This window comes from Candidatus Nanosynbacter sp. TM7-053 (assembly GCF_022828375.1).
Classification (GTDB): domain Bacteria; phylum Patescibacteriota; class Saccharimonadia; order Saccharimonadales; family Saccharimonadaceae; genus Nanosynbacter.
In genome coordinates this window covers 208,564-225,512 of sequence record NZ_JAJQJX010000001.1, presented here as the reverse complement: position 1 = coordinate 225,512, position 16,949 = coordinate 208,564, and the positions used below count along the sequence as shown (strand labels likewise).

Here is a 16,949-nt window from a genome sequence, read left to right as displayed (position 1 = left end):
CTCCTTATAGTTTCTATAAAACAATCTGTTCTAGTTTATCGAAAATAAAGCCAGTTGTCAAGCGGTTTTGGTTATATCTGCTGGTTTTAATACCAATATTTCTCTGGCAACAACTTGATCTTCACGGTAATACAAGAGATTTTTATCGATAATTTGCTGATATCCAAGTTTTTTAAGATTTTTTATCAGGGGCAAGTGAGTAAATTTACCTTCGCGATTTTGCCACGCTGGAACGGCTATACAAAGCGTCGTGTCTGGGCGGATTTGCAAGCGGATATTTTGCAGAAAACCGCTAATTATGTGATTACAATTTCCGACTACTTCGTGAAGTTTTTCTGGGCTGGGTGACGCGGAAAACGGCTGACCTAAATATGTTTCACAAACAATTCGAGAAATTCGCTCTTTCTGCTCATCTGTCAATTTTACAGAGGTGGCGTCGGCCTGATGCGCTTGCCAGAAAGTTTTTGTCGAAAAAGTTTTTTCCACCCAGTTCATATTTTCAGTCGTATAAGAGATCATCTTGTCGCTCAAATCGCTGCCATAAGCATTCACGCCGATAAGCGCAGCTTCTTGCAATACTGTTCCTGTGCCACAAAACGGATCCCAGAGGTAATCGCCAGGTTTTGCGCCAGACAGGTTAATCATAATCTGCGCGAGCTTGGGTGGAAGCATCCCCACGAAGGCATCGCGCTTTGGTCGTCCACGGTCGCGCTGAGTGTACGAATTGATATTTTGAGTGCCACGACTTTCGGCAACTATCAAATCTCCGTACACGTTCTTAGTTATGATAATTTCAATTTTCGCCTCAGACTTGCCGAGCTTATTGTTGTGGGAAGTCGCAGTGGACAGCGCGGCGGTTTTATTAGGAATTAGACGTAAACTAACGCCAGATTTTTTCAAGTTGTTTTTTAAGATGATTCCGATTTTTTGGACGTTTCTCGGATCTGTTTTATTGCCATAAAAACTTATTCCAAGCGTTATTTTTTTCTGACTATGTGAAAGTTTTTTCGTGTACTTTTCAACAATAATTTTTGACGCCTGGAGCAGGGTATTGCGGTCTGATTTTTGCGATTTTATTTTCGTGATGACTTGTCCGCATTTAATCGTTCCGCCGAGATTGTCAATTGAAAAATTGTCGCAATTAACCGTGACGGCTTGATTGGAGATTTTTTGGACATTTTTAGCACCGTAAACAGCCTCTAATTCAGCGATAGAGATTTCTGGTTGGCGTCCAAGAATAGCTATAAACATGTCGTAATTATAACATTTATCGTGGTATAATGAAGGTTATGTTACCGAAGGTGTTGCAATTGTTGAAATCGCCACGAGCCATTATGAGCGTTTTGACGTTGGCGGTTTTGGCAATAATAATTTTTCTATCTCGGCATGAGCTCGTGAAGGCGTGGAATTTGTTTTTGCACGCGGATTTATGGCTATTATTCTTACTATTACCGTTTCAGATTATCGTGTACTTCGCTGGCGGCGAGATGATTTTTTCGTATTTAAGAGAGAAGAATCTGATTCATCATATTTCCAGGTTGGAGCAGACGAGGATTGCGCTGGAGCTTAATTTGGTCAATCACATTTTTCCGTCGGGCGGAGTTAGTGGAATTTCGTATACAACGTGGCGAATGCATAAGCTTGGCGTGAGTTCGGCGCGTTCGACGTTTGCGCAGGTGATTCGTTACGTTACGGGATTTTTGTCGCTTTTGGTTTTGTTGGTGATTGCTGTGCTGGCGCTGGCTATTGACGGCAAGGTTAATCGTTATATCGTTGCCGCTAGCTTTTTGCTGATTATCGTGGTTTTGGCACTGACGTTTGGTCTGATTTTCGTATTTTCGTCAAAGCGGCGTATGCAAATGACTGCCGCTAAATTGTCCAAATTCATCAATACATTGGTAAAAATTGCAACCTTAGGTAAGAAGCGACGAGTGATGAAGTCGAAGAAAGTCGAAGAGTTTTTTGTTGATATGCAGGACGATTTTCAAGATTTATCCAATCATCCGAAACTTCTAATAAAACCGATGATTTGGGGAACTGTCTACACTGTTTTTGACGTGGCGATGTTTGCTGTAGCGTTTCTGTCGCTGGGCGTTTTCGTCAATCCGGCGATTCTGATGGTTGGATACGGCGTGGCGGGATTGGCAGCGATTGTCGTGTTTACGCCTGGAGGGACGGGCGTTTATGAAACCATTATGATTATTTTCTTAAGTATGGCAGGCACTCCGCCGGATTTGGCGATTGCTGGAATAATTTTGACGCGAGCAATTTTACTTACTGGCACGATTATCTTTGGCTATATTTTCTATCAACACGCACTGATTAAATACGGCAAGCCAGATGATTCCCAGATTTAGTGTTAGCAATTTCATAGCAGTTGTCAATCAAACTTTTGACGTGGCTTTTGCCGGGATGATTGAAGTTGAGGGTGAAGTTTCTGGCCTCAAGTCTTATCCTCCGAAATACGCTTTCTTCGATCTGAAAGATGACGACGGGCTGGTTCGATGTTTTGTTGGTTTTAGCAATTTACGTACGCCAATTGAAGATGGGATGAAAGTTGTCGTTCGAGCGATGCCAGTGCTTAGAGATAAAGGCGCCTTTAGTTTGAATGTTCAAGAGATTCGCCCATTAGGCAAGGGAAGTCTGAAGCGAAGTTTTGATCTTTTGAAACAAAAATTAACAGTTGAGGGTTTGTTTAATCCTGAAAGAAAGCGTCTATTGCCGCAATATCCTCAGAGGGTGGCTATTATTTCCAGTACGAAAGCAGCAGGATATGCTGACTTTATGAAGATTTCCGGTGAGCGTTGGGGTGGCGTGAAATTCGTAGTCGCCAACGTTAATGTGCAGGGTGCGAATGCTGCAGATCAAGCTGTTCGAGCAATATCATATTTTAATCAAATGTCAGAATCTCCAGATGTGATTGTTTTGATTCGTGGCGGTGGCAGTGCGGAAGATTTGGCGAGTTTTAATGATGAAAAACTAGTACGGGCGGTGGCGAGTAGCCGCATTCCAACAATGACTGGAATTGGTCATGAGATTGATGAAAGTCTATGCGATTTGGCGGCGGACGTTCGCGCAGCCACGCCGAGTAACGCCGCGCAATTGCTGTTTCCTGATAAGCGAGAAGTGGTTAGGCATTTGCATTACAGACTAATTGACGCGAAAGATTCAATTTGTAGAGCTATTGAAGAGCAATCGCTTAATGCAACAATGTTGCAAAAAGAAGCGCTAAAACAGTGGTCAAGCCGTGTGGATGTGGCTGTAAACGCAACATTGTCGCAACAAAAAGTCATCGCTGAGTATGATCCGGAAATGGCGCTGCGTCGTGGCTATGCAATGATCAAGGGTGATTTACAGATTGGTAATATTGTAGAGATTACAACAAAAGATATAATTATGAAAGCGAGGATTGAGAATAGTGAACAACGACATGACAATTGAGCAAATGATGGCTGAATTGAACGAGCGAATCGCGTGGTTTCAAGGCGATGATTTTAATCTGGATGAGGCGAAACAAAGATTTATTGAGGCGAGAGAGTTATCAAAAAAAATTACTGCCACGCTGGAAGATATGCGACATGATATCGAGGTTCTTAGCGAGGATTTTAACGCTGAGTAGGATCTTTACATCAATTAAAGCATAAGCTATACTTTACAATATGATGACGAGAGATAAGAGTGAGCGTGGCTCAGTTAATGGCTGGATGGTCGGCACGATCGGCTGTCTGATATTGTTTTTGATTGCTGGATCTTTGGCAATTTGGGCGTACATGCAATATTCCCGAGAAAAAAGCAGTGTTGATAGTAAAGTTGCAATTGAAGTCGCTAAGGGGAAGAGCGAACAAGCCGAATCAGACCAGAAGAAATTTTCTGAAGAAGCAAAAAACCCGCGTATTGAATTTGTTGGTCCTACTGAATACGGTCGAGTATCGTTCATGTATCCAAAAACTTGGAGTGTATATGTAGCAAATGACGGCAGCGACAGGGGCGATTACAAAGCTTATCTTCATCCTGTTTCAGTTCCTTCGACAACTAATAAAAATAGTCGGTTTGCATTAAGGCTGGAGATTATCAACAAGAATATGGATACGGTGCTGAATGATTATCAATCACGACTAAAGAAGGGTGAATTGACCTCAAGTAGTACTGAGTTTAATGGAATTTCAGCGACTCGAATTGACGGTACGTTTGAGAAAGAATTGCGCGGCTCTGTGGTTTTGATGAAAGTTCGTGATAAAACTATTCGTTTTTCAACCGACGCGGATACGTTTAAGCCAGATTTCCAGACTATATTGAGCACTGTAAAAATCTCTGAATAGAAAAACCTAGTACATATTTGCTATACTAGAATTGTATGGCAGGTAAAGAGTGGAGTGATGCTGATTTTGGGGGATTACCGAGCGTTTTGGTGGCGGCACACGAGCTGAAAACGCCGCTGGCTTTGATTAGGCAATTGGCGCTACTGCTGGATGACGATTTAACCAGTTCTGCCGATAAAATTCAGATTCAGCAACGAATTATTCGGACTTCTGAGCAGGCATTGCAACTTACGATTGACTTGGCAAATTCAGCTAATTTAACGCCGTCGTTATTTCCGCTTGAACCGGTCAATCCGTTGGCTTTGTGTCAGCAAGTAGCGATGGAAACGAAGTTCAATGCAATGCTTTACGGACGAAAAGTTAGCTGGCCTAAAAGTAATCGAAATAGTCAATTGATATTAGCGAACCGAACACTTTTGGGGCGAATTTTAGCGAATTTCTTAAATAACGCGCTGGCGTATACGGAGGATGGATCGGAGATTAAGGTTTCGGTTAAGGCGACAAAAGATGCCGTGAGAATGAGCGTGCGGGATTTTGGGCCGATGATGAGTTTGAAGGAATATCGGCTTTTGCTTGATGAAATGGAAACGCGAAAAACTGTGCGAACAAGGCCAGAAAGTAGCGGGCTGGGGATTTACGTGGCGAATCAATTTGCGCGGGCGATGAACGGGCGAATTGGTCTGATTCGTCATCGTGATGGACTGACTTTTTATGTAGAAATGCCAATTAGTCGGCAGTTGAGCTTGATATGAAAAAACTGTTAATTGTTGAGGACGATAAGAATTGGGCGGATATCCTGGGCAAGTTTGCCGCAGATGTTGGCGCGGAATATCGAGTGGCGGTTTCTGGTGGTCAGGCGATTGAGATTATTGATGATTGGCAGCCTGATGCTTTAATTTTAGATATGTTGTTGGCTGGCGAAACGGCGATTGCGCTGCTTAACGAACTGCGATCGTACGCGGATTTGGCAAGTTTGCCGATTGTGGTTTGTACGAATATCGACGTTAAAATGGACGATTTGCGTCCGCTTGGTGTGAAGGCAATTTTGAATAAAACATCGATGCGTCCGAATGAGGCGCGGGCGATTTTTCGTGAGGTTCTAAATGACGGGGCATAGTGAACGAGTAAAAGCAATTGTTTTGAGGCGAACAAATTACGCCGAAGCTGACCGAGTTTTGCAATTATTAACGCCAAAAGGTCGACGTAGTGTAATCGCCAAAGGCGTGCGTCGGGAGCGCAGTAAATTGGCGGGCGGAATTGAATTATTCGCGATTTGCGACGTGGTTATTCGCTCTGGTCGGGGCGATTTGGGGCTATTAACTTCCGCTCGATTGTCGGCTTTTTATCGGCATATTTTGGAAGATTACGATCGGATGCAGTTTGCGTATTCGGTGATGAAACTGGTTTCTGCGGCGAGCGAAAATATTGACGAACCAGAGTGGTATTATGTGCTGAGCCAAGTTTTAGAGCAATTGAATAATCCTGCAATAAACCAAAAATTGATTGAAACGTGGTTTTATTTGCAATACGCGAGTTTGCTGGGAGATGAGCTGAATCTTCGAACGGACGTAACGACTGCGGCGCTGCTTCCTGATAAAAAATATATGTATGATAGCGCGGAAAAAGGTTTGAGATTGGCGGAGCAGGGCGATTTGGGTGCAGACGCCATCAAATTGTTAAGGTTAATTCAGGCAAAGCCACTCGCGAATGTGGCGCAAATCGGCGGAATAACTGAGGTTATAAACGATTGTTGGTTGACCGCCAGGCAACACGCGGCAGTGTAAAATTGTCAGTAAAATGGTATAATTTGGGTAATAATGTGAATCGCCATGTTGCCAACATGGAGAAAGGTTTTTTCAATGAGTCAAGCAAAAATGGAAGATATTATTAGCCTGTGTAAGCGTCGCGGTTTTATTTATCAGGGTTCGGATGTTTATGGTGGTTTGTCTGGAACGTGGGATTACGGTCCGCTGGGCGTTCAATTGAAACGCAACATTATGAATTTATGGTGGCGAATGTTTGTTGACGAGCGCGACGATATATATGGCGTCGATGCGGCGATTTTGATGAATCCGAAAGTCTGGAAAGCAAGTGGACATGTTGATACGTTTGTTGACCCATTGTGCGAAGACATGGTTAATCATCGGCGCTATCGTACTGACCACATTCTTAAAGACAATGGGGTTGATGCGGACGGTTTGACGATGGAGCAAATGGATGAAGTGATTGCGGAACGGGGAATTAAAAGCCCAGACGGAAATCCGCTAAGCAAATCGCGAACGTTTAATATGATGTTTAAGACGAGCGTTGGCGCCACCGAAAGTGAAGACAGCGTTGCATATCTTCGCCCAGAAACTGCTCAGGGAATTTTTACCAATTTTAAGAACGTTGTTGATAGTTTTTATCCAGACTTGCCGTTTGGAATTGCTCAGCAGGGCAAGGCGTTTCGCAATGAAATTGCGCCGCGAGATTTTGTTTTCCGTAGCCGAGAGTTTGAGCAAATGGAGATTGAATATTTTGTCAATCCAGAAAATTGGCAGGAAGCGTTTGATGAATTGTTGAAGTCGACGCATGAGTTTTTGGAGGCGTTGGGATTAGACCCTGAGAATATTCACGAGCTGGACGTTCCGGCGGAAGACAGGGCGCATTACAGTAAGAAAACGATTGACATTGAATATGATTTTCCAATTGGCAAGGAAGAGCTGATGGGAATTGCGTATCGGACTGATTTTGACCTGATGAATATTCAGCGCGTCAGCGGGAAGAGTATGGAATATACGATTAAGGGGACGAATGAGAAGTTCGTGCCGCACGTGATTGAGCCGAGTTTTGGTGTTGAGCGGGCACTGATGGCGGTCTTGTCGAGTGCGTATCGTGAGGACGAGCAGAACGGCAGTAAACGTGTTTATCTGGCGCTTCCAGAACATTTGGCGCCGGTTAAATTTGCCGTTTCGCCGCTACTTAAGAATAAGCCAGAATTGGTGGAGAAGGCACGTGAAATTTACGCTAGCCTATCTAAGAAAAATCCTGGACGCGTTATGTGGGATGACAATGGAAACATTGGTAAGCGTTATCGCCGTCAGGATGAAATTGGTACGCCGCACTGCGTGGTTATCGATTTTCAGACGCTGGAAGACGACACTGTTACCATTCGTGAGCGAGATACGACGGAGCAGAGGCGGATGAAAATTGGGGAGTTGTAGGCAATAGATATGGCATCACCACTTCAAGAATATGAGAATAATAACCATGAACGCTGGAAGGTTATGTATGATGTTCCACCGTGGTCTGTAGATTCAATCATTAGACATATTACATTAATCTTTTTTAGTGTAAAGAATGATAATGTTGTTCAAACTATTCAACGCCGTATGAGAATAATGTTGCCTGAGTATTGTCCGGTTAATTATCATAATGAGTATATTTTTTTGGAGTCTTTAGAGGAAAATTGTAGTAACGGTTCTGGAGATATAGTACTTCGTTTGTTAGATATTACTATTAAATATATTCGTGATTATGCGCCTAATACACTAGAGACAAAGAGCAAATTAGGTGACGTATACGGCGGCGACCTGCTGGACGGAATAGAAAACCTATTGAGTAATGGCAGTAAGTGGAAGGTCTTGCGAGATCGAAATAGTGAATCTGGGCTTATCGAGCGAGTTAATCCAGAAATTACAAAAATTGCACAAGAGATAAATGATGACTTTCTGACGAAAGCGTGGAATCAAGCTTTTCAGCGTCAACCCGATCCTGAAAATGCAGTTGTATCGGCACAAAAAGCCATTGAGAATATTGCTTCAAAGCTTGGGCTTACGAAGGCTACTAGTAAGGTGTACGGCACTCTTCTTGGTGACATAAAAGCGAATCCGCACCTTTATTTCAGTAGGGCGAGGGACGCGTATGATTTACAAAATATTATCACTAAGCAGCCCAAGGACAAATTGAATGTTAACGAACAGTTTGCTAATTGGTTCTGGAGTGGTATGGATCTGATCCAGAAGACAAATCCGGGACGTCACCCTTCTAAAGAAGTCGGAGAATTTAGTTTATCTGCTGAGGCGGCGCAACAGGCGGTAATTATTGCAACAGTGATTTGCTGGTTTATTGAAAGCGGGTCATTTTTTAAGGATGACATTTCCAAAAAACAAAGTAAATAATAGTGATATAATTATTCTCATGTCAAACGCCATAAACGGACAACTCATCACACACGATTCAGAAGGAGCTATCAAGCGCGATTACCTCTATCGCGTTTCCATAAAGGCTCTGATTTATAATGATGCTGGGCAGATTTTGGTTGTTAAAGAGGACGGGCGGTCACTTTGGGATTTTCCTGGTGGCGGAATGGATTATGGTGAAACTTTTGAGTCGGCTTTGAAACGGGAATTATATGAAGAGGTTGGCTATAAGGGCAATCTTCGCTATCAACTTTTTGACGCGTCGGACGAGATTTATATTGAGCGAATTGATGCTAACCAAATTTGTTTTTCTTGTCGTGTGTGGACGGAAAACTTTGATTTTTCAGCTGGCGTCGATGCGGACGAAGTGATGTTTATGGATCCTGAAGAGTTGCGACTCCAAGAGAGCGAGCCGGGCGCGCCGCTTCGATATAAAGTGCATTTGAAGTGGCAGAAATTATGTGGCGCAAAGAGTTTGTCGACAGAATAGTATTGACTTTTTCCATAAAATAGTATAGAATATCAGGTATGGAAAAAAGTACAGGCGGCGTATCTCTTGATTGATATAGCTAATGTATAAGGTTTAACGTATGAAGAAAACTGACAATTACGGCGCCAGAGTTAATATCGAGAATATCGTCGGTGACCCCAGTAAAGTCGATGAGAATTCGCTATTTACACTATTGACCAGATTGGCTATTAAAAAAGGTCGGATTTTTGACATGGGCATAATATTGGCTAGTCGTGATGATAAATATTCGGGACACGTTGAATTAGCGGAGAAGCGTCTCCCTAGTCAGTCCACATCCATACAATCGCCATCTCAGTTTCCATATGATAGGATTGAGTTGCGAAGCTGGCGAGATAAGATGGGTGTGCAGTCTTTCGGCAGAATGAAAGGGGATTTCGACAAGGATGCCTATTTTTCTTCAGATAATGCGGAATATCTCATGAGGCGAGTGGCTGCCGTGGCTGTTGGACTTTGTTTGGAGATGCCTTTACAGGAGCTGGGTTCTGTTGAGGAGTTTTCGGCCGAGGAGCTGGCAGAAGCTTGGCCGAGGCTTAGATACGGAATTTACATTTAATATCGCCATTGCTATAATAACCATATGCATATTATTCTTGGTGGGACGAGTGGGCTTGGATTAGAGATGGCGAAGCAGCTGCGGGAACGTGGCGAGCGTGTGCTGGTTTTAGGCAAGACTCATAATCCGCAGAAGCACGGCGAGGGTTTTCCTCTGGATGTTTATTATTCGGATCAAGTGGAGGCGGCGTCGGCGCGAATTGAGCAGATTTTAAACGGCGATGATATTGATCAATTTGTGTGGGCGGCTGGATATGGCTGGCGCGGCAATTTTGAAGATCAGCCGAGCGTTCGCAGTATGGCGGAAGTTAATTTTTCGGGCGCGTTGCCGCTGGTTCAGTGGGCTTGGCGTAAGATGTCAACGCAGAATCGCAAGTCTGTATTGACGATTATCGGATCTACAAGTAGCGTTAAAGCGCGCTCAGATGAAGCTGTGTACGTTGCGACGAAGCACGCTCAAGCGGGTTTGGCGCGAAGTTTGGGAATGCAGGCGGATGAGCAAAAACTTCCAGTTAGAGTTGCGCTATTTTTGCCCGGTGCTATGAAAACTCCGTTCTGGAATGGGCGCGATCTTCCGGCTGACTATATGTTTTTTAACGATCCTGCGAAAATTGCCACACACATTATCAATGCGATTGATTGTCAGCAGCAACCGTTTTTGGAATGGGCGTTGCCAAAAGGCACGTTGGTTTAGGCTTTCTAAGGTGCTATAATTCAAGCATGACAAATGGTTCGAATAATGATTATTTTGGGGTAAAAGTTGTAGTTATTGGCGGCGGAACGGGAAGTTTCACGCTGCTCTCTGGATTGAAAAAATATACACACAGCATCACGGCGTTGGTCAATATGGTCGACGATGGCGGCTCAACGGGCGTGTTGCGCGATGAATTGGGTGTGTTGCCGGCGGGCGACGTCAGGCAATGCTTGGTGGCGTTAAGTACTTCGCCGAAAGTTCGCGATTTGTTCAATTACAGGTTCGGCGAGGGCAGTATGAAAGGTCACGCGTTTGGCAATTTGTTTATGGCGGCGCTAGAAAAGATGACGGGAAGTTTTGCTGATGCGGTGGAATTGGCTAGCGAAGTTTTGGGCGTCAATGGTCGAGTTTATCCGATTACTCTGGACGATACAACGATGTCGATTAAGCTGAAAGACGGCACGGTTGTTGATGGTCAGCACGCGGCTGAGTCGCTAAAGATTCCGCGCGGCGAGCGTCCGTGGCTAGAGCTTAAACCGCCAGCTACGATTAACCCGCGAGCTCGTCAAGCGATTTTGGATGCCGATTTGGTGGTGATTGCGCCGGGGCTTTTATATGGCAGTTTGGCGCCAGCGTTGTTGGTTCGAGGCGTTACTCGGGCGCTTGCTGAAACGAAGGCGAAGAAAGTCTATGTTTGCAATTTGGTCACAAAACCAACGCAGACTGATGGATTTACCGTGGCGGATTTTGCGGATGAAATTGAGCGATTTTCAGGGGTGAATATGGATTATGTGCTTTACAATAACCATCGCCCGCCAGAGGAATTGATAAAGAAATATGCTCACGACGGCGAATATTTGGTCGAGTGGGATAAGGAATTGCTGAAGAAAAAGCATTATTATGCGTCGGGCAAGCGTTTGATTGCTGATGACGTGTGGGTCAACACGAACTCCACCAGTGACCCATTGGCGGCTCAACGTAGTCTTATTCGTCACGATGCCGACAGGGTAGCACGCGAATTGATGCGGATTTATTTTGCGTAAGACGATTGAGCGTCTTAAAATATTGGCCAAGTATATACTACAAATTCCGGCCGTTATAGTATAATTGAGATAGTCTATCATGAAAGAGCCTCAGTTTTATTTTATTAACTATAAAAATTCAATCGCCGGAGTGGGGGGTGTTGGCACGGTAAGTAGAGACCTCATTGAGTATTATCCTGGTGTGAGATGTATATTTTGGGATGGCACAAAAGCAATAAGAGGTTCTGACGTTGGCATTAATTTAGGGAATGGTGTAAATCATGGCGAAGTCCATTTATTGTTTTTCAAGAAATATCTATGGTCATTACTGCACGGCATAGAGTGTAAAATTAGCGATAAACAACTTAATATAGCCAGGCGGGATTTACGCAAGCAGGTGGCGGTGCTTGTTAACAAGATAGTGCAAGAAATAGGAACGAAAAACAATAGTTTTAATGGTGATATATTTTGGATAAACGATTATACAGCACTGCCTTTGGTGCGAGAATTAAGAGATCATTATGAAAGAGCTACGATAGTATTTAGTTTTAGAACCCCTTTTGGTAGGGAAGGTTTTTACCCTAACATACAACAACCAGACGTTGGCATGTTTGTTGACTTGCTAAATTCTGATCTAATTACCTTTCATAGAAGGTGTGATATGTTAACATATATTAAATTTTTAGAAGAAAATGCGACTGGCGTTATTGATAAAACCAGGGCGGTCGATGATTTTAGTATTTTGATATTGACCAAGGATGGTCATACTGTAGAACTTCTTGTTGTGCCAATGGGTAATAATCTACAGTATCGTCAGAGCCTTGCATATACAAAAGAGGCTCGTGAGATTGTTAAGAAAATACGAAGTGACCATAAAGGCAAGAAGATAATTACTAGTATTAGTAGATTTGAACAAACAAAAGGGGTGGAGTACGAGATTGATTTAGTTAATACTCTAATAAAGAAACATCCTGAGTTGAAGGATAAATTTGTATTTATGCGATATACGTACAGATCTAAAAAGAAGATTGATGACTATGAATATAGTGCTTTGCATGACAGGGTATTAAAAGGAGTGGAAAATATAAATCGTAAATACGGAGGAAAATCGTGGACTCCTATCATATATAGCAATGAGCACAAGCTAACCGACCAGGAGGTTACTGCTGTATTGCAAGCTTCAGACATTGTAATTGTAGCTTCTGTTGCGGATGGATTTAATCATTTAGCGCTTGAGGCAATCCATAGTCAAACGCAGGAAATGCCAAAGGTTCAATTATTGCTTAGTAATATAGGTGCAACTGATTATATAAAAGGATATAACCGATTGAAGCTCAGTCTTGAGGATGATGTTGAAATTCTTTATAAGGCGCTTGTACGATCGGAGAAGGAAGTCAACGTCTCGTACAAGGAGCTTAGAAGCTCGGCTAGTAGGCTTTCCTCTAGGGGTTGGCTCGATACGATCATATCCAGAGCGCAAATAATATCAGAGTCTAAAGGAGGAAAAAGATGAAGTTAGCAATAATTACCCCAGTTAATAGGTATTTAGGTTTCTCTGCGCCGATATCGCCGGTTGAGCAGTTTAATAATGCCATCAAAAACTTTAACGATGTTGAGATGGTGTATGTTGACCCTCAACGAACCTTAGTTTATGGAGATTGTCATAGCAAACCAATCCTCTACGACGACTCCGGCGAAATGTTGGATGCTGACGTTTATTTTGCCTTTTCTCACAGTCCTTTAGATAGACAGATGACAAGATATATAATAAAATCCCTGGAACGTACTGGCGCAAAAGTCATTAATAACTATCGGGCATTGACGGTTGCTGATGATAAGGCTCTTATGGCAATAGAATTAGCGGGATCTGGCTTGCCTATCGCTCAGTCTTTTATCGCATCAGCCCGCTCAAATTCACAGAAGATTATTGACGCCTTGAGGTGTAAGGGTGATTTTATAATTTCAAAAACCAGTGGATTAACTGCAGGCGGTGTTGGCGTTAAGCCTGTGGTTAAAGAAATTAATCATTTAGCGCCAGAGCTATGGTCGTGCAGACTGAGCGAAAGACCAAAGGTCATACAGAATGACCTTGATGCTGGCAATAGTAAGAGAACGGTTGTTCGGACTTATGTTGTGGGGGGACGAGTAGTGGGCAGTTATACAACAACAGGGTATGGCGTAGTTAACTGTGCTGGATTAACAAGAGAATCAAAAGCCGTGCAATATAGTCTATCGGTTGACGAGGCAAATATTGTTCTAGCTGCTGCTGCGACTGTGTATTCAAGTGGCTTTTGCAGAGTTGATTGTGTGGGCGGCAAAAACTTTTCAATTCTTGAGGTTAATCCGGTAGCCAGGATTGATGCGTCGGATTATGGTATAGACGTGCCGTGTGCTATCATAAAATATGCGAAGGAATTATGCGTTGAATGAAAATTGACAATAGTTTTCCAACTGTTTTTTGGGGCAAAGACAAGTCGACGAAAGCTCAATTTTGTCCGTGCGAAGAGATTTTCGACTCCTCGCCTGTGACATCGTGTATGGTTTGTGTAGTTCATGAAAATAAAATACTTCTGGCCAAGCCACCGCGTGGCTGGGGTTTGCCAGGTGGCCGTATGGAATTAGGAGAAACACCAGAAGATTGTGCGCGGCGCGAGGTGTATGAGGAAACATCCGTTGAACTAAATTCTCTAAAATTGATTGGTGCTTGGCATATTGAAAAGCTATTTCATTCTGAATATAACGGTAGATACCCTGATAGGGCATATCAGCTGCTTTTTCTGGCTGATGTAAAACGAATAGATGATTTTGTAGCTTCGCACGAATCGTCAGCCAGGGAGTTTGTGGAATTTGATAAAGTACAAGACTATCACCATGATTTTGCTAATTTTGCTGAGATTATGAGATACATTAGGAAGTGTATAATATGAGTGAGCTAATTTTTATGAGACACGGTAATCATATACCTGACAGCGACGACAATGAACTATTTTCTGGTCTTACCAGCTCTGGGTGTGATGAGATGCGATTGATTGGCTCTAGGCTAGTGCAGCAGGAAATGAAAGCCTATACAGTCAATAATGACAGATCGCTCGGTTCGGTAGCTTTAGCGTTGGATCCTGAAATTACTAATGGTGCTCTTGCAGAAGAGGTTAGTTCTTTGGTGGGGTGTGGAAAAATAAAAGTCGATAACAGACTGCAATATCTGGAGCATGAGAACCCTGTGTTTCAAGAAGGTTTAGAGGAAGCCTTCTTTGCTGGCGAATGTCTAAAATTTTTTGTTAAGGAGTCAGATCGTTTCTTGGGAGTTAGCACCTATTCTTGTATGGCTTCAAATATAGCGGATATTATTACTGAATATACAGACTCTTTGTTGTGCGCTCGCGAATTCTTTTACCCTTCCTTTAGGGCAAAGATGACCCACCTTAAATTAGGTGAAAAATTATCTATGCATTATGTCGATTATTACTGTTCGGAGGTGGAATTGAATCCAGATGCGCGTATTCAGACGCAAACAGTAGAAATAAGAGGGTCAAATTATAGGCTTACCGATGAATATGGCCACCTAGATTTTAATGACAATGATATAATAGTAATCAAGGAGGGTTTATAGTAGATGGCTAAGTTAATAGATAAAATTAAATTTAACGAGATTGAATTCCTGATGTTCGTACTGGATGAACTTGCTGATGAATTAAGTAAAGATGGTAAGGATGTAATTAAGTTGACTCTTGGTAAGGCGCAGGAGCCTTTACATCCTAGAATTGTGTCAGCATGGGTGGATGCCGTCAAAGATGAGAATAAAAGAAATCTTGTGTATCCAGAAGGTTTGCCAGAGTTGCGCCAAAAGATTGCTGAATGGTATCAGAGTCTAGGGAATAATGTTAAGAAAGAAAATATCCTAATAAACACTGGCACTAGCCCATTCTTTAAGGATCTATTTAGGCTTTTAGTAGAAGAAAATGACGAAATACTATTGCCTGAACCATACTATTCGGTGTACTATGTTTGCGCTCTGTTAACAGGAGCAAAAGTAAAGTATTATCATGTCGATCCGGCAACTCTAAAGATTGATATGGATGATTTTCGTGCAAAATACAATCCTGAGAAAACACGATTTGTAATAATGTGCAGTCCGGGTAATCCCTACGGCAATATTCTAAGCGCGAAAGACTATCAAGAAATAATTAATATTACGTCTTCTAACACATATCTTTTGTCGGATGAGATATATCGAAACACTGGATTCAGGGCAGATGTAACTTCCATTTTAGATGTAGCTACTAAAAAAGATATAAATAGCCGCATTATTATAACTAATTCTTTCTCCAAAGGCTTCAGAATGTATACTGCTCGTGTAGGTTTTGCTATTCTGCCAGATAAACTATTGTTGCCTTATCGAGTAATGTTGCAGCACGCATTATTAGCTACAAACCCCACAGAGCAATTTGCTTGTATTGAGGCATTAAACCATCTTGATGAGGTAAAAAAATTAGCACAAATATACTCTGATCGTAACGATTATGTCGTAAAAAAGCTTGCTGGAATTGACGGCGTAAAAGTAATTCCGGCAGAGGGTGGCTTTTATCTCGTGGTAATGTGTGGTGATTTTATGGCACAGAATAATATATTTACAAGCTTTGATTTAGCAAAAGATATTCTTGAGAAAACAGGTGTTGCTGTTGTACCTGGATCGGATTTTGGTGTTCCTAAGGGCTTGCGTATATCCTTTACACACCTTAGATTTAATGAGGCTATTGATAGACTAAAGCAATATTTCAGTAGAACATAGGAAGATAACGTAGATTATACGATAAGAAAGGGTGAGTATGAAGATAGCCATTATTGGACAAGGTTATGTGGGCAAAGCAATTAAAGAACTGGTAGAAAACCATTATGAGATAGTAACTTATGATCCTAAATTAAACCTAGACTATCCAAAAGAAGATATAGATAAATGCGAGCTTGCTATTGTCTGTGTTCCTACTCCTATGAGTGAGGACGGCACGTGCAATACGTCTATAGTAGAGCACGCTATAAATAGGCTGAACAATCCTCATATACTAATAAAGTCAACTATATCGCCAGGAACAACGGATTACTTGCTAAATAAAACGGGTAAAAATATTTCATTCTCCCCGGAATATATTGGAGAAAGTACCTACCTTAACCCCATACATGAAAGTATAAAGGATACGAGATTTTTCATAGTTGGAGGCAACACTGGCGAAGCTGAATATTTATTTAATATATTTGAGCCCATACTGGGGCCGCATACTCAATATTTTCAGTGTACACCCACTGAAGCTGAGATTGTAAAGTACATGGTTAACTCTTTTCTTGCTACGAAGGTCACGTTTGTCAATGAATTCTACGAAATCTCGCAATTGTATGGTGTGGATTGGCATAAGGTGCGCGAGGGGTGGCTGCTTGATGAGAGAATAGGGCGATCATTCTCTAGTGTATTTGCAAACAGCAGAGGCTTCGGAGGCAAGTGCTTGCCTAAAGATGTCAATGCTATAGTTGCTGCAAGTGAGGCTAATGGCTATATTCCAAAATTGTTGAAGCAAATACTGGATAGCAATAGCTACTTTCAGAGCAAAAAATAACTTTTTAGCCTCACATATTCTATGATGGCGAATATTTAGTAGA

Annotated in this window: 20 protein-coding genes; 19 read left to right on the top strand and 1 reads right to left on the bottom strand. The window is 42.4% G+C overall.

All coding sequences use genetic code 11. The annotated features are described in order from the left end of the window. Positions 1-57 precede the first annotated feature (57 nt). Positions 58-1,251 (bottom strand): TRM11 family SAM-dependent methyltransferase, encoded by a 1,194-nt coding sequence (locus LRM50_RS01260; RefSeq protein ID WP_243809572.1) that lies wholly within the window; start codon positions 1,249-1,251, stop codon positions 58-60. Positions 1,252-1,289: 38 nt separating this feature from the next. On the opposite strand from LRM50_RS01260, the gene LRM50_RS01255 reads away from it, so the two are divergent. The 19 genes from LRM50_RS01255 (at position 1,290) to LRM50_RS01165 (ending at position 16,906) form a co-directional block, all read left to right on the top strand. Continuing rightward, positions 1,290-2,357 carry a lysylphosphatidylglycerol synthase transmembrane domain-containing protein gene (locus tag LRM50_RS01255; protein WP_178143240.1) on the top strand — a complete coding sequence of 356 codons (1,068 nt, stop codon included), beginning with the start codon at positions 1,290-1,292 and terminating at the stop codon, positions 2,355-2,357. Further along, the gene (gene xseA, locus LRM50_RS01250; protein ID WP_243809571.1) at positions 2,341-3,441 is read left to right on the top strand and encodes an exodeoxyribonuclease VII large subunit; all 1,101 of its coding nucleotides are present in this window, start codon (positions 2,341-2,343) and stop codon (positions 3,439-3,441) included. Before LRM50_RS01255 ends, xseA begins: the two co-directional genes overlap by 17 nt. Further along, positions 3,419-3,619: an exodeoxyribonuclease VII small subunit gene (locus LRM50_RS01245; RefSeq protein WP_129632493.1), complete on the top strand. Its 201-nt coding sequence runs from the start codon at positions 3,419-3,421 to the stop codon at positions 3,617-3,619. Before xseA ends, LRM50_RS01245 begins: the two co-directional genes overlap by 23 nt. Positions 3,620-3,659: 40 nt before the next feature. Continuing rightward, a complete protein-coding gene (locus tag LRM50_RS01240) occupies positions 3,660-4,319 on the top strand; it encodes a hypothetical protein (protein WP_243809570.1) in 660 nt (219 codons plus the stop codon). A 35-nt stretch (positions 4,320-4,354) separates the two neighbouring features. Beyond that, positions 4,355-5,071, top strand: a complete 717-nt coding sequence (locus tag LRM50_RS01235) for a sensor histidine kinase (RefSeq protein ID WP_243809569.1) — start codon at positions 4,355-4,357, stop codon at positions 5,069-5,071. Beyond that, positions 5,068-5,436 carry a response regulator gene (locus LRM50_RS01230; RefSeq protein ID WP_243809568.1) on the top strand — a complete coding sequence of 123 codons (369 nt, stop codon included), beginning with the start codon at positions 5,068-5,070 and terminating at the stop codon, positions 5,434-5,436. The genes LRM50_RS01235 and LRM50_RS01230 overlap by 4 nt, the downstream gene beginning before the upstream one ends. Further along, the gene (recO, locus tag LRM50_RS01225) at positions 5,423-6,103 is read left to right on the top strand and encodes a DNA repair protein RecO (protein ID WP_243809567.1); all 681 of its coding nucleotides are present in this window, start codon (positions 5,423-5,425) and stop codon (positions 6,101-6,103) included. The genes LRM50_RS01230 and recO overlap by 14 nt, the downstream gene beginning before the upstream one ends. 75 nt (positions 6,104-6,178) lie before the next feature. Next, positions 6,179-7,522, top strand: a complete 1,344-nt coding sequence (locus LRM50_RS01220) for a glycine--tRNA ligase (protein ID WP_243809566.1) — start codon at positions 6,179-6,181, stop codon at positions 7,520-7,522. A 9-nt stretch (positions 7,523-7,531) separates the two neighbouring features. Beyond that, positions 7,532-8,479 carry a hypothetical protein gene (locus LRM50_RS01215; protein WP_243809565.1) on the top strand — a complete coding sequence of 316 codons (948 nt, stop codon included), beginning with the start codon at positions 7,532-7,534 and terminating at the stop codon, positions 8,477-8,479. A 19-nt stretch (positions 8,480-8,498) separates the two neighbouring features. Further along, positions 8,499-8,990, top strand: a complete 492-nt coding sequence (locus LRM50_RS01210; protein WP_243809564.1) for an NUDIX hydrolase — start codon at positions 8,499-8,501, stop codon at positions 8,988-8,990. 100 nt (positions 8,991-9,090) lie between these two features. Continuing rightward, the gene (locus LRM50_RS01205; RefSeq protein WP_243809563.1) at positions 9,091-9,585 is read left to right on the top strand and encodes a hypothetical protein; all 495 of its coding nucleotides are present in this window, start codon (positions 9,091-9,093) and stop codon (positions 9,583-9,585) included. 24 nt (positions 9,586-9,609) lie between these two features. After that, positions 9,610-10,278, top strand: a complete 669-nt coding sequence (locus tag LRM50_RS01200) for an SDR family NAD(P)-dependent oxidoreductase (RefSeq protein ID WP_243809562.1) — start codon at positions 9,610-9,612, stop codon at positions 10,276-10,278. A gap of 26 nt (positions 10,279-10,304) precedes the next feature. After that, on the top strand, positions 10,305-11,321 hold the full coding sequence (locus tag LRM50_RS01195) for a gluconeogenesis factor YvcK family protein (protein WP_243809561.1): 1,017 nt from the start codon (positions 10,305-10,307) through the stop codon (positions 11,319-11,321). 79 nt (positions 11,322-11,400) lie between these two features. Further along, the gene (locus LRM50_RS01190; RefSeq protein ID WP_243809560.1) at positions 11,401-12,813 is read left to right on the top strand and encodes a trehalose-6-phosphate synthase; all 1,413 of its coding nucleotides are present in this window, start codon (positions 11,401-11,403) and stop codon (positions 12,811-12,813) included. Continuing rightward, on the top strand, positions 12,810-13,730 hold the full coding sequence (locus LRM50_RS01185) for an ATP-grasp domain-containing protein (RefSeq protein ID WP_243809559.1): 921 nt from the start codon (positions 12,810-12,812) through the stop codon (positions 13,728-13,730). The genes LRM50_RS01190 and LRM50_RS01185 overlap by 4 nt, the downstream gene beginning before the upstream one ends. Then, entirely contained in the window at positions 13,727-14,227 is a 501-nt protein-coding gene (locus tag LRM50_RS01180; protein WP_243777677.1) for an NUDIX hydrolase, read from the top strand. Before LRM50_RS01185 ends, LRM50_RS01180 begins: the two co-directional genes overlap by 4 nt. Continuing rightward, entirely contained in the window at positions 14,224-14,910 is a 687-nt protein-coding gene (locus tag LRM50_RS01175) for a hypothetical protein (RefSeq protein ID WP_243809558.1), read from the top strand. Before LRM50_RS01180 ends, LRM50_RS01175 begins: the two co-directional genes overlap by 4 nt. Positions 14,911-14,913: 3 nt before the next feature. Next, positions 14,914-16,089, top strand: a complete 1,176-nt coding sequence (locus LRM50_RS01170; RefSeq protein ID WP_243809557.1) for a pyridoxal phosphate-dependent aminotransferase — start codon at positions 14,914-14,916, stop codon at positions 16,087-16,089. 37 nt (positions 16,090-16,126) lie between these two features. Further along, the gene (locus tag LRM50_RS01165; protein WP_243809556.1) at positions 16,127-16,906 is read left to right on the top strand and encodes a Rossmann-fold NAD(P)-binding domain-containing protein; all 780 of its coding nucleotides are present in this window, start codon (positions 16,127-16,129) and stop codon (positions 16,904-16,906) included. Positions 16,907-16,949 lie beyond the last annotated feature (43 nt).

What these genes read in the sequence shown, in the direction of transcription:
- LRM50_RS01260 (WP_243809572.1), bottom strand. Translation starts at nt 1,251, where the DNA reads ATGTTTATAGCTATTCTTGGACGCCAACCAGAAATCTCTATCGCTGAA.
- LRM50_RS01255 (WP_178143240.1), top strand. Translation starts at nt 1,290, where the DNA reads ATGTTACCGAAGGTGTTGCAATTGTTGAAATCGCCACGAGCCATTATG.
- xseA (WP_243809571.1), top strand. Translation starts at nt 2,341, where the DNA reads ATGATTCCCAGATTTAGTGTTAGCAATTTCATAGCAGTTGTCAATCAA.
- LRM50_RS01240 (WP_243809570.1), top strand. Translation starts at nt 3,660, where the DNA reads ATGATGACGAGAGATAAGAGTGAGCGTGGCTCAGTTAATGGCTGGATG.
- LRM50_RS01235 (WP_243809569.1), top strand. Translation starts at nt 4,355, where the DNA reads ATGGCAGGTAAAGAGTGGAGTGATGCTGATTTTGGGGGATTACCGAGC.
- LRM50_RS01230 (WP_243809568.1), top strand. Translation starts at nt 5,068, where the DNA reads ATGAAAAAACTGTTAATTGTTGAGGACGATAAGAATTGGGCGGATATC.
- recO (WP_243809567.1), top strand. Translation starts at nt 5,423, where the DNA reads ATGACGGGGCATAGTGAACGAGTAAAAGCAATTGTTTTGAGGCGAACA.
- LRM50_RS01220 (WP_243809566.1), top strand. Translation starts at nt 6,179, where the DNA reads ATGAGTCAAGCAAAAATGGAAGATATTATTAGCCTGTGTAAGCGTCGC.
- LRM50_RS01215 (WP_243809565.1), top strand. Translation starts at nt 7,532, where the DNA reads ATGGCATCACCACTTCAAGAATATGAGAATAATAACCATGAACGCTGG.
- LRM50_RS01210 (WP_243809564.1), top strand. Translation starts at nt 8,499, where the DNA reads ATGTCAAACGCCATAAACGGACAACTCATCACACACGATTCAGAAGGA.
- LRM50_RS01205 (WP_243809563.1), top strand. Translation starts at nt 9,091, where the DNA reads ATGAAGAAAACTGACAATTACGGCGCCAGAGTTAATATCGAGAATATC.
- LRM50_RS01200 (WP_243809562.1), top strand. Translation starts at nt 9,610, where the DNA reads ATGCATATTATTCTTGGTGGGACGAGTGGGCTTGGATTAGAGATGGCG.
- LRM50_RS01195 (WP_243809561.1), top strand. Translation starts at nt 10,305, where the DNA reads ATGACAAATGGTTCGAATAATGATTATTTTGGGGTAAAAGTTGTAGTT.
- LRM50_RS01190 (WP_243809560.1), top strand. Translation starts at nt 11,401, where the DNA reads ATGAAAGAGCCTCAGTTTTATTTTATTAACTATAAAAATTCAATCGCC.
- LRM50_RS01185 (WP_243809559.1), top strand. Translation starts at nt 12,810, where the DNA reads ATGAAGTTAGCAATAATTACCCCAGTTAATAGGTATTTAGGTTTCTCT.
- LRM50_RS01180 (WP_243777677.1), top strand. Translation starts at nt 13,727, where the DNA reads ATGAAAATTGACAATAGTTTTCCAACTGTTTTTTGGGGCAAAGACAAG.
- LRM50_RS01175 (WP_243809558.1), top strand. Translation starts at nt 14,224, where the DNA reads ATGAGTGAGCTAATTTTTATGAGACACGGTAATCATATACCTGACAGC.
- LRM50_RS01170 (WP_243809557.1), top strand. Translation starts at nt 14,914, where the DNA reads ATGGCTAAGTTAATAGATAAAATTAAATTTAACGAGATTGAATTCCTG.
- LRM50_RS01165 (WP_243809556.1), top strand. Translation starts at nt 16,127, where the DNA reads ATGAAGATAGCCATTATTGGACAAGGTTATGTGGGCAAAGCAATTAAA.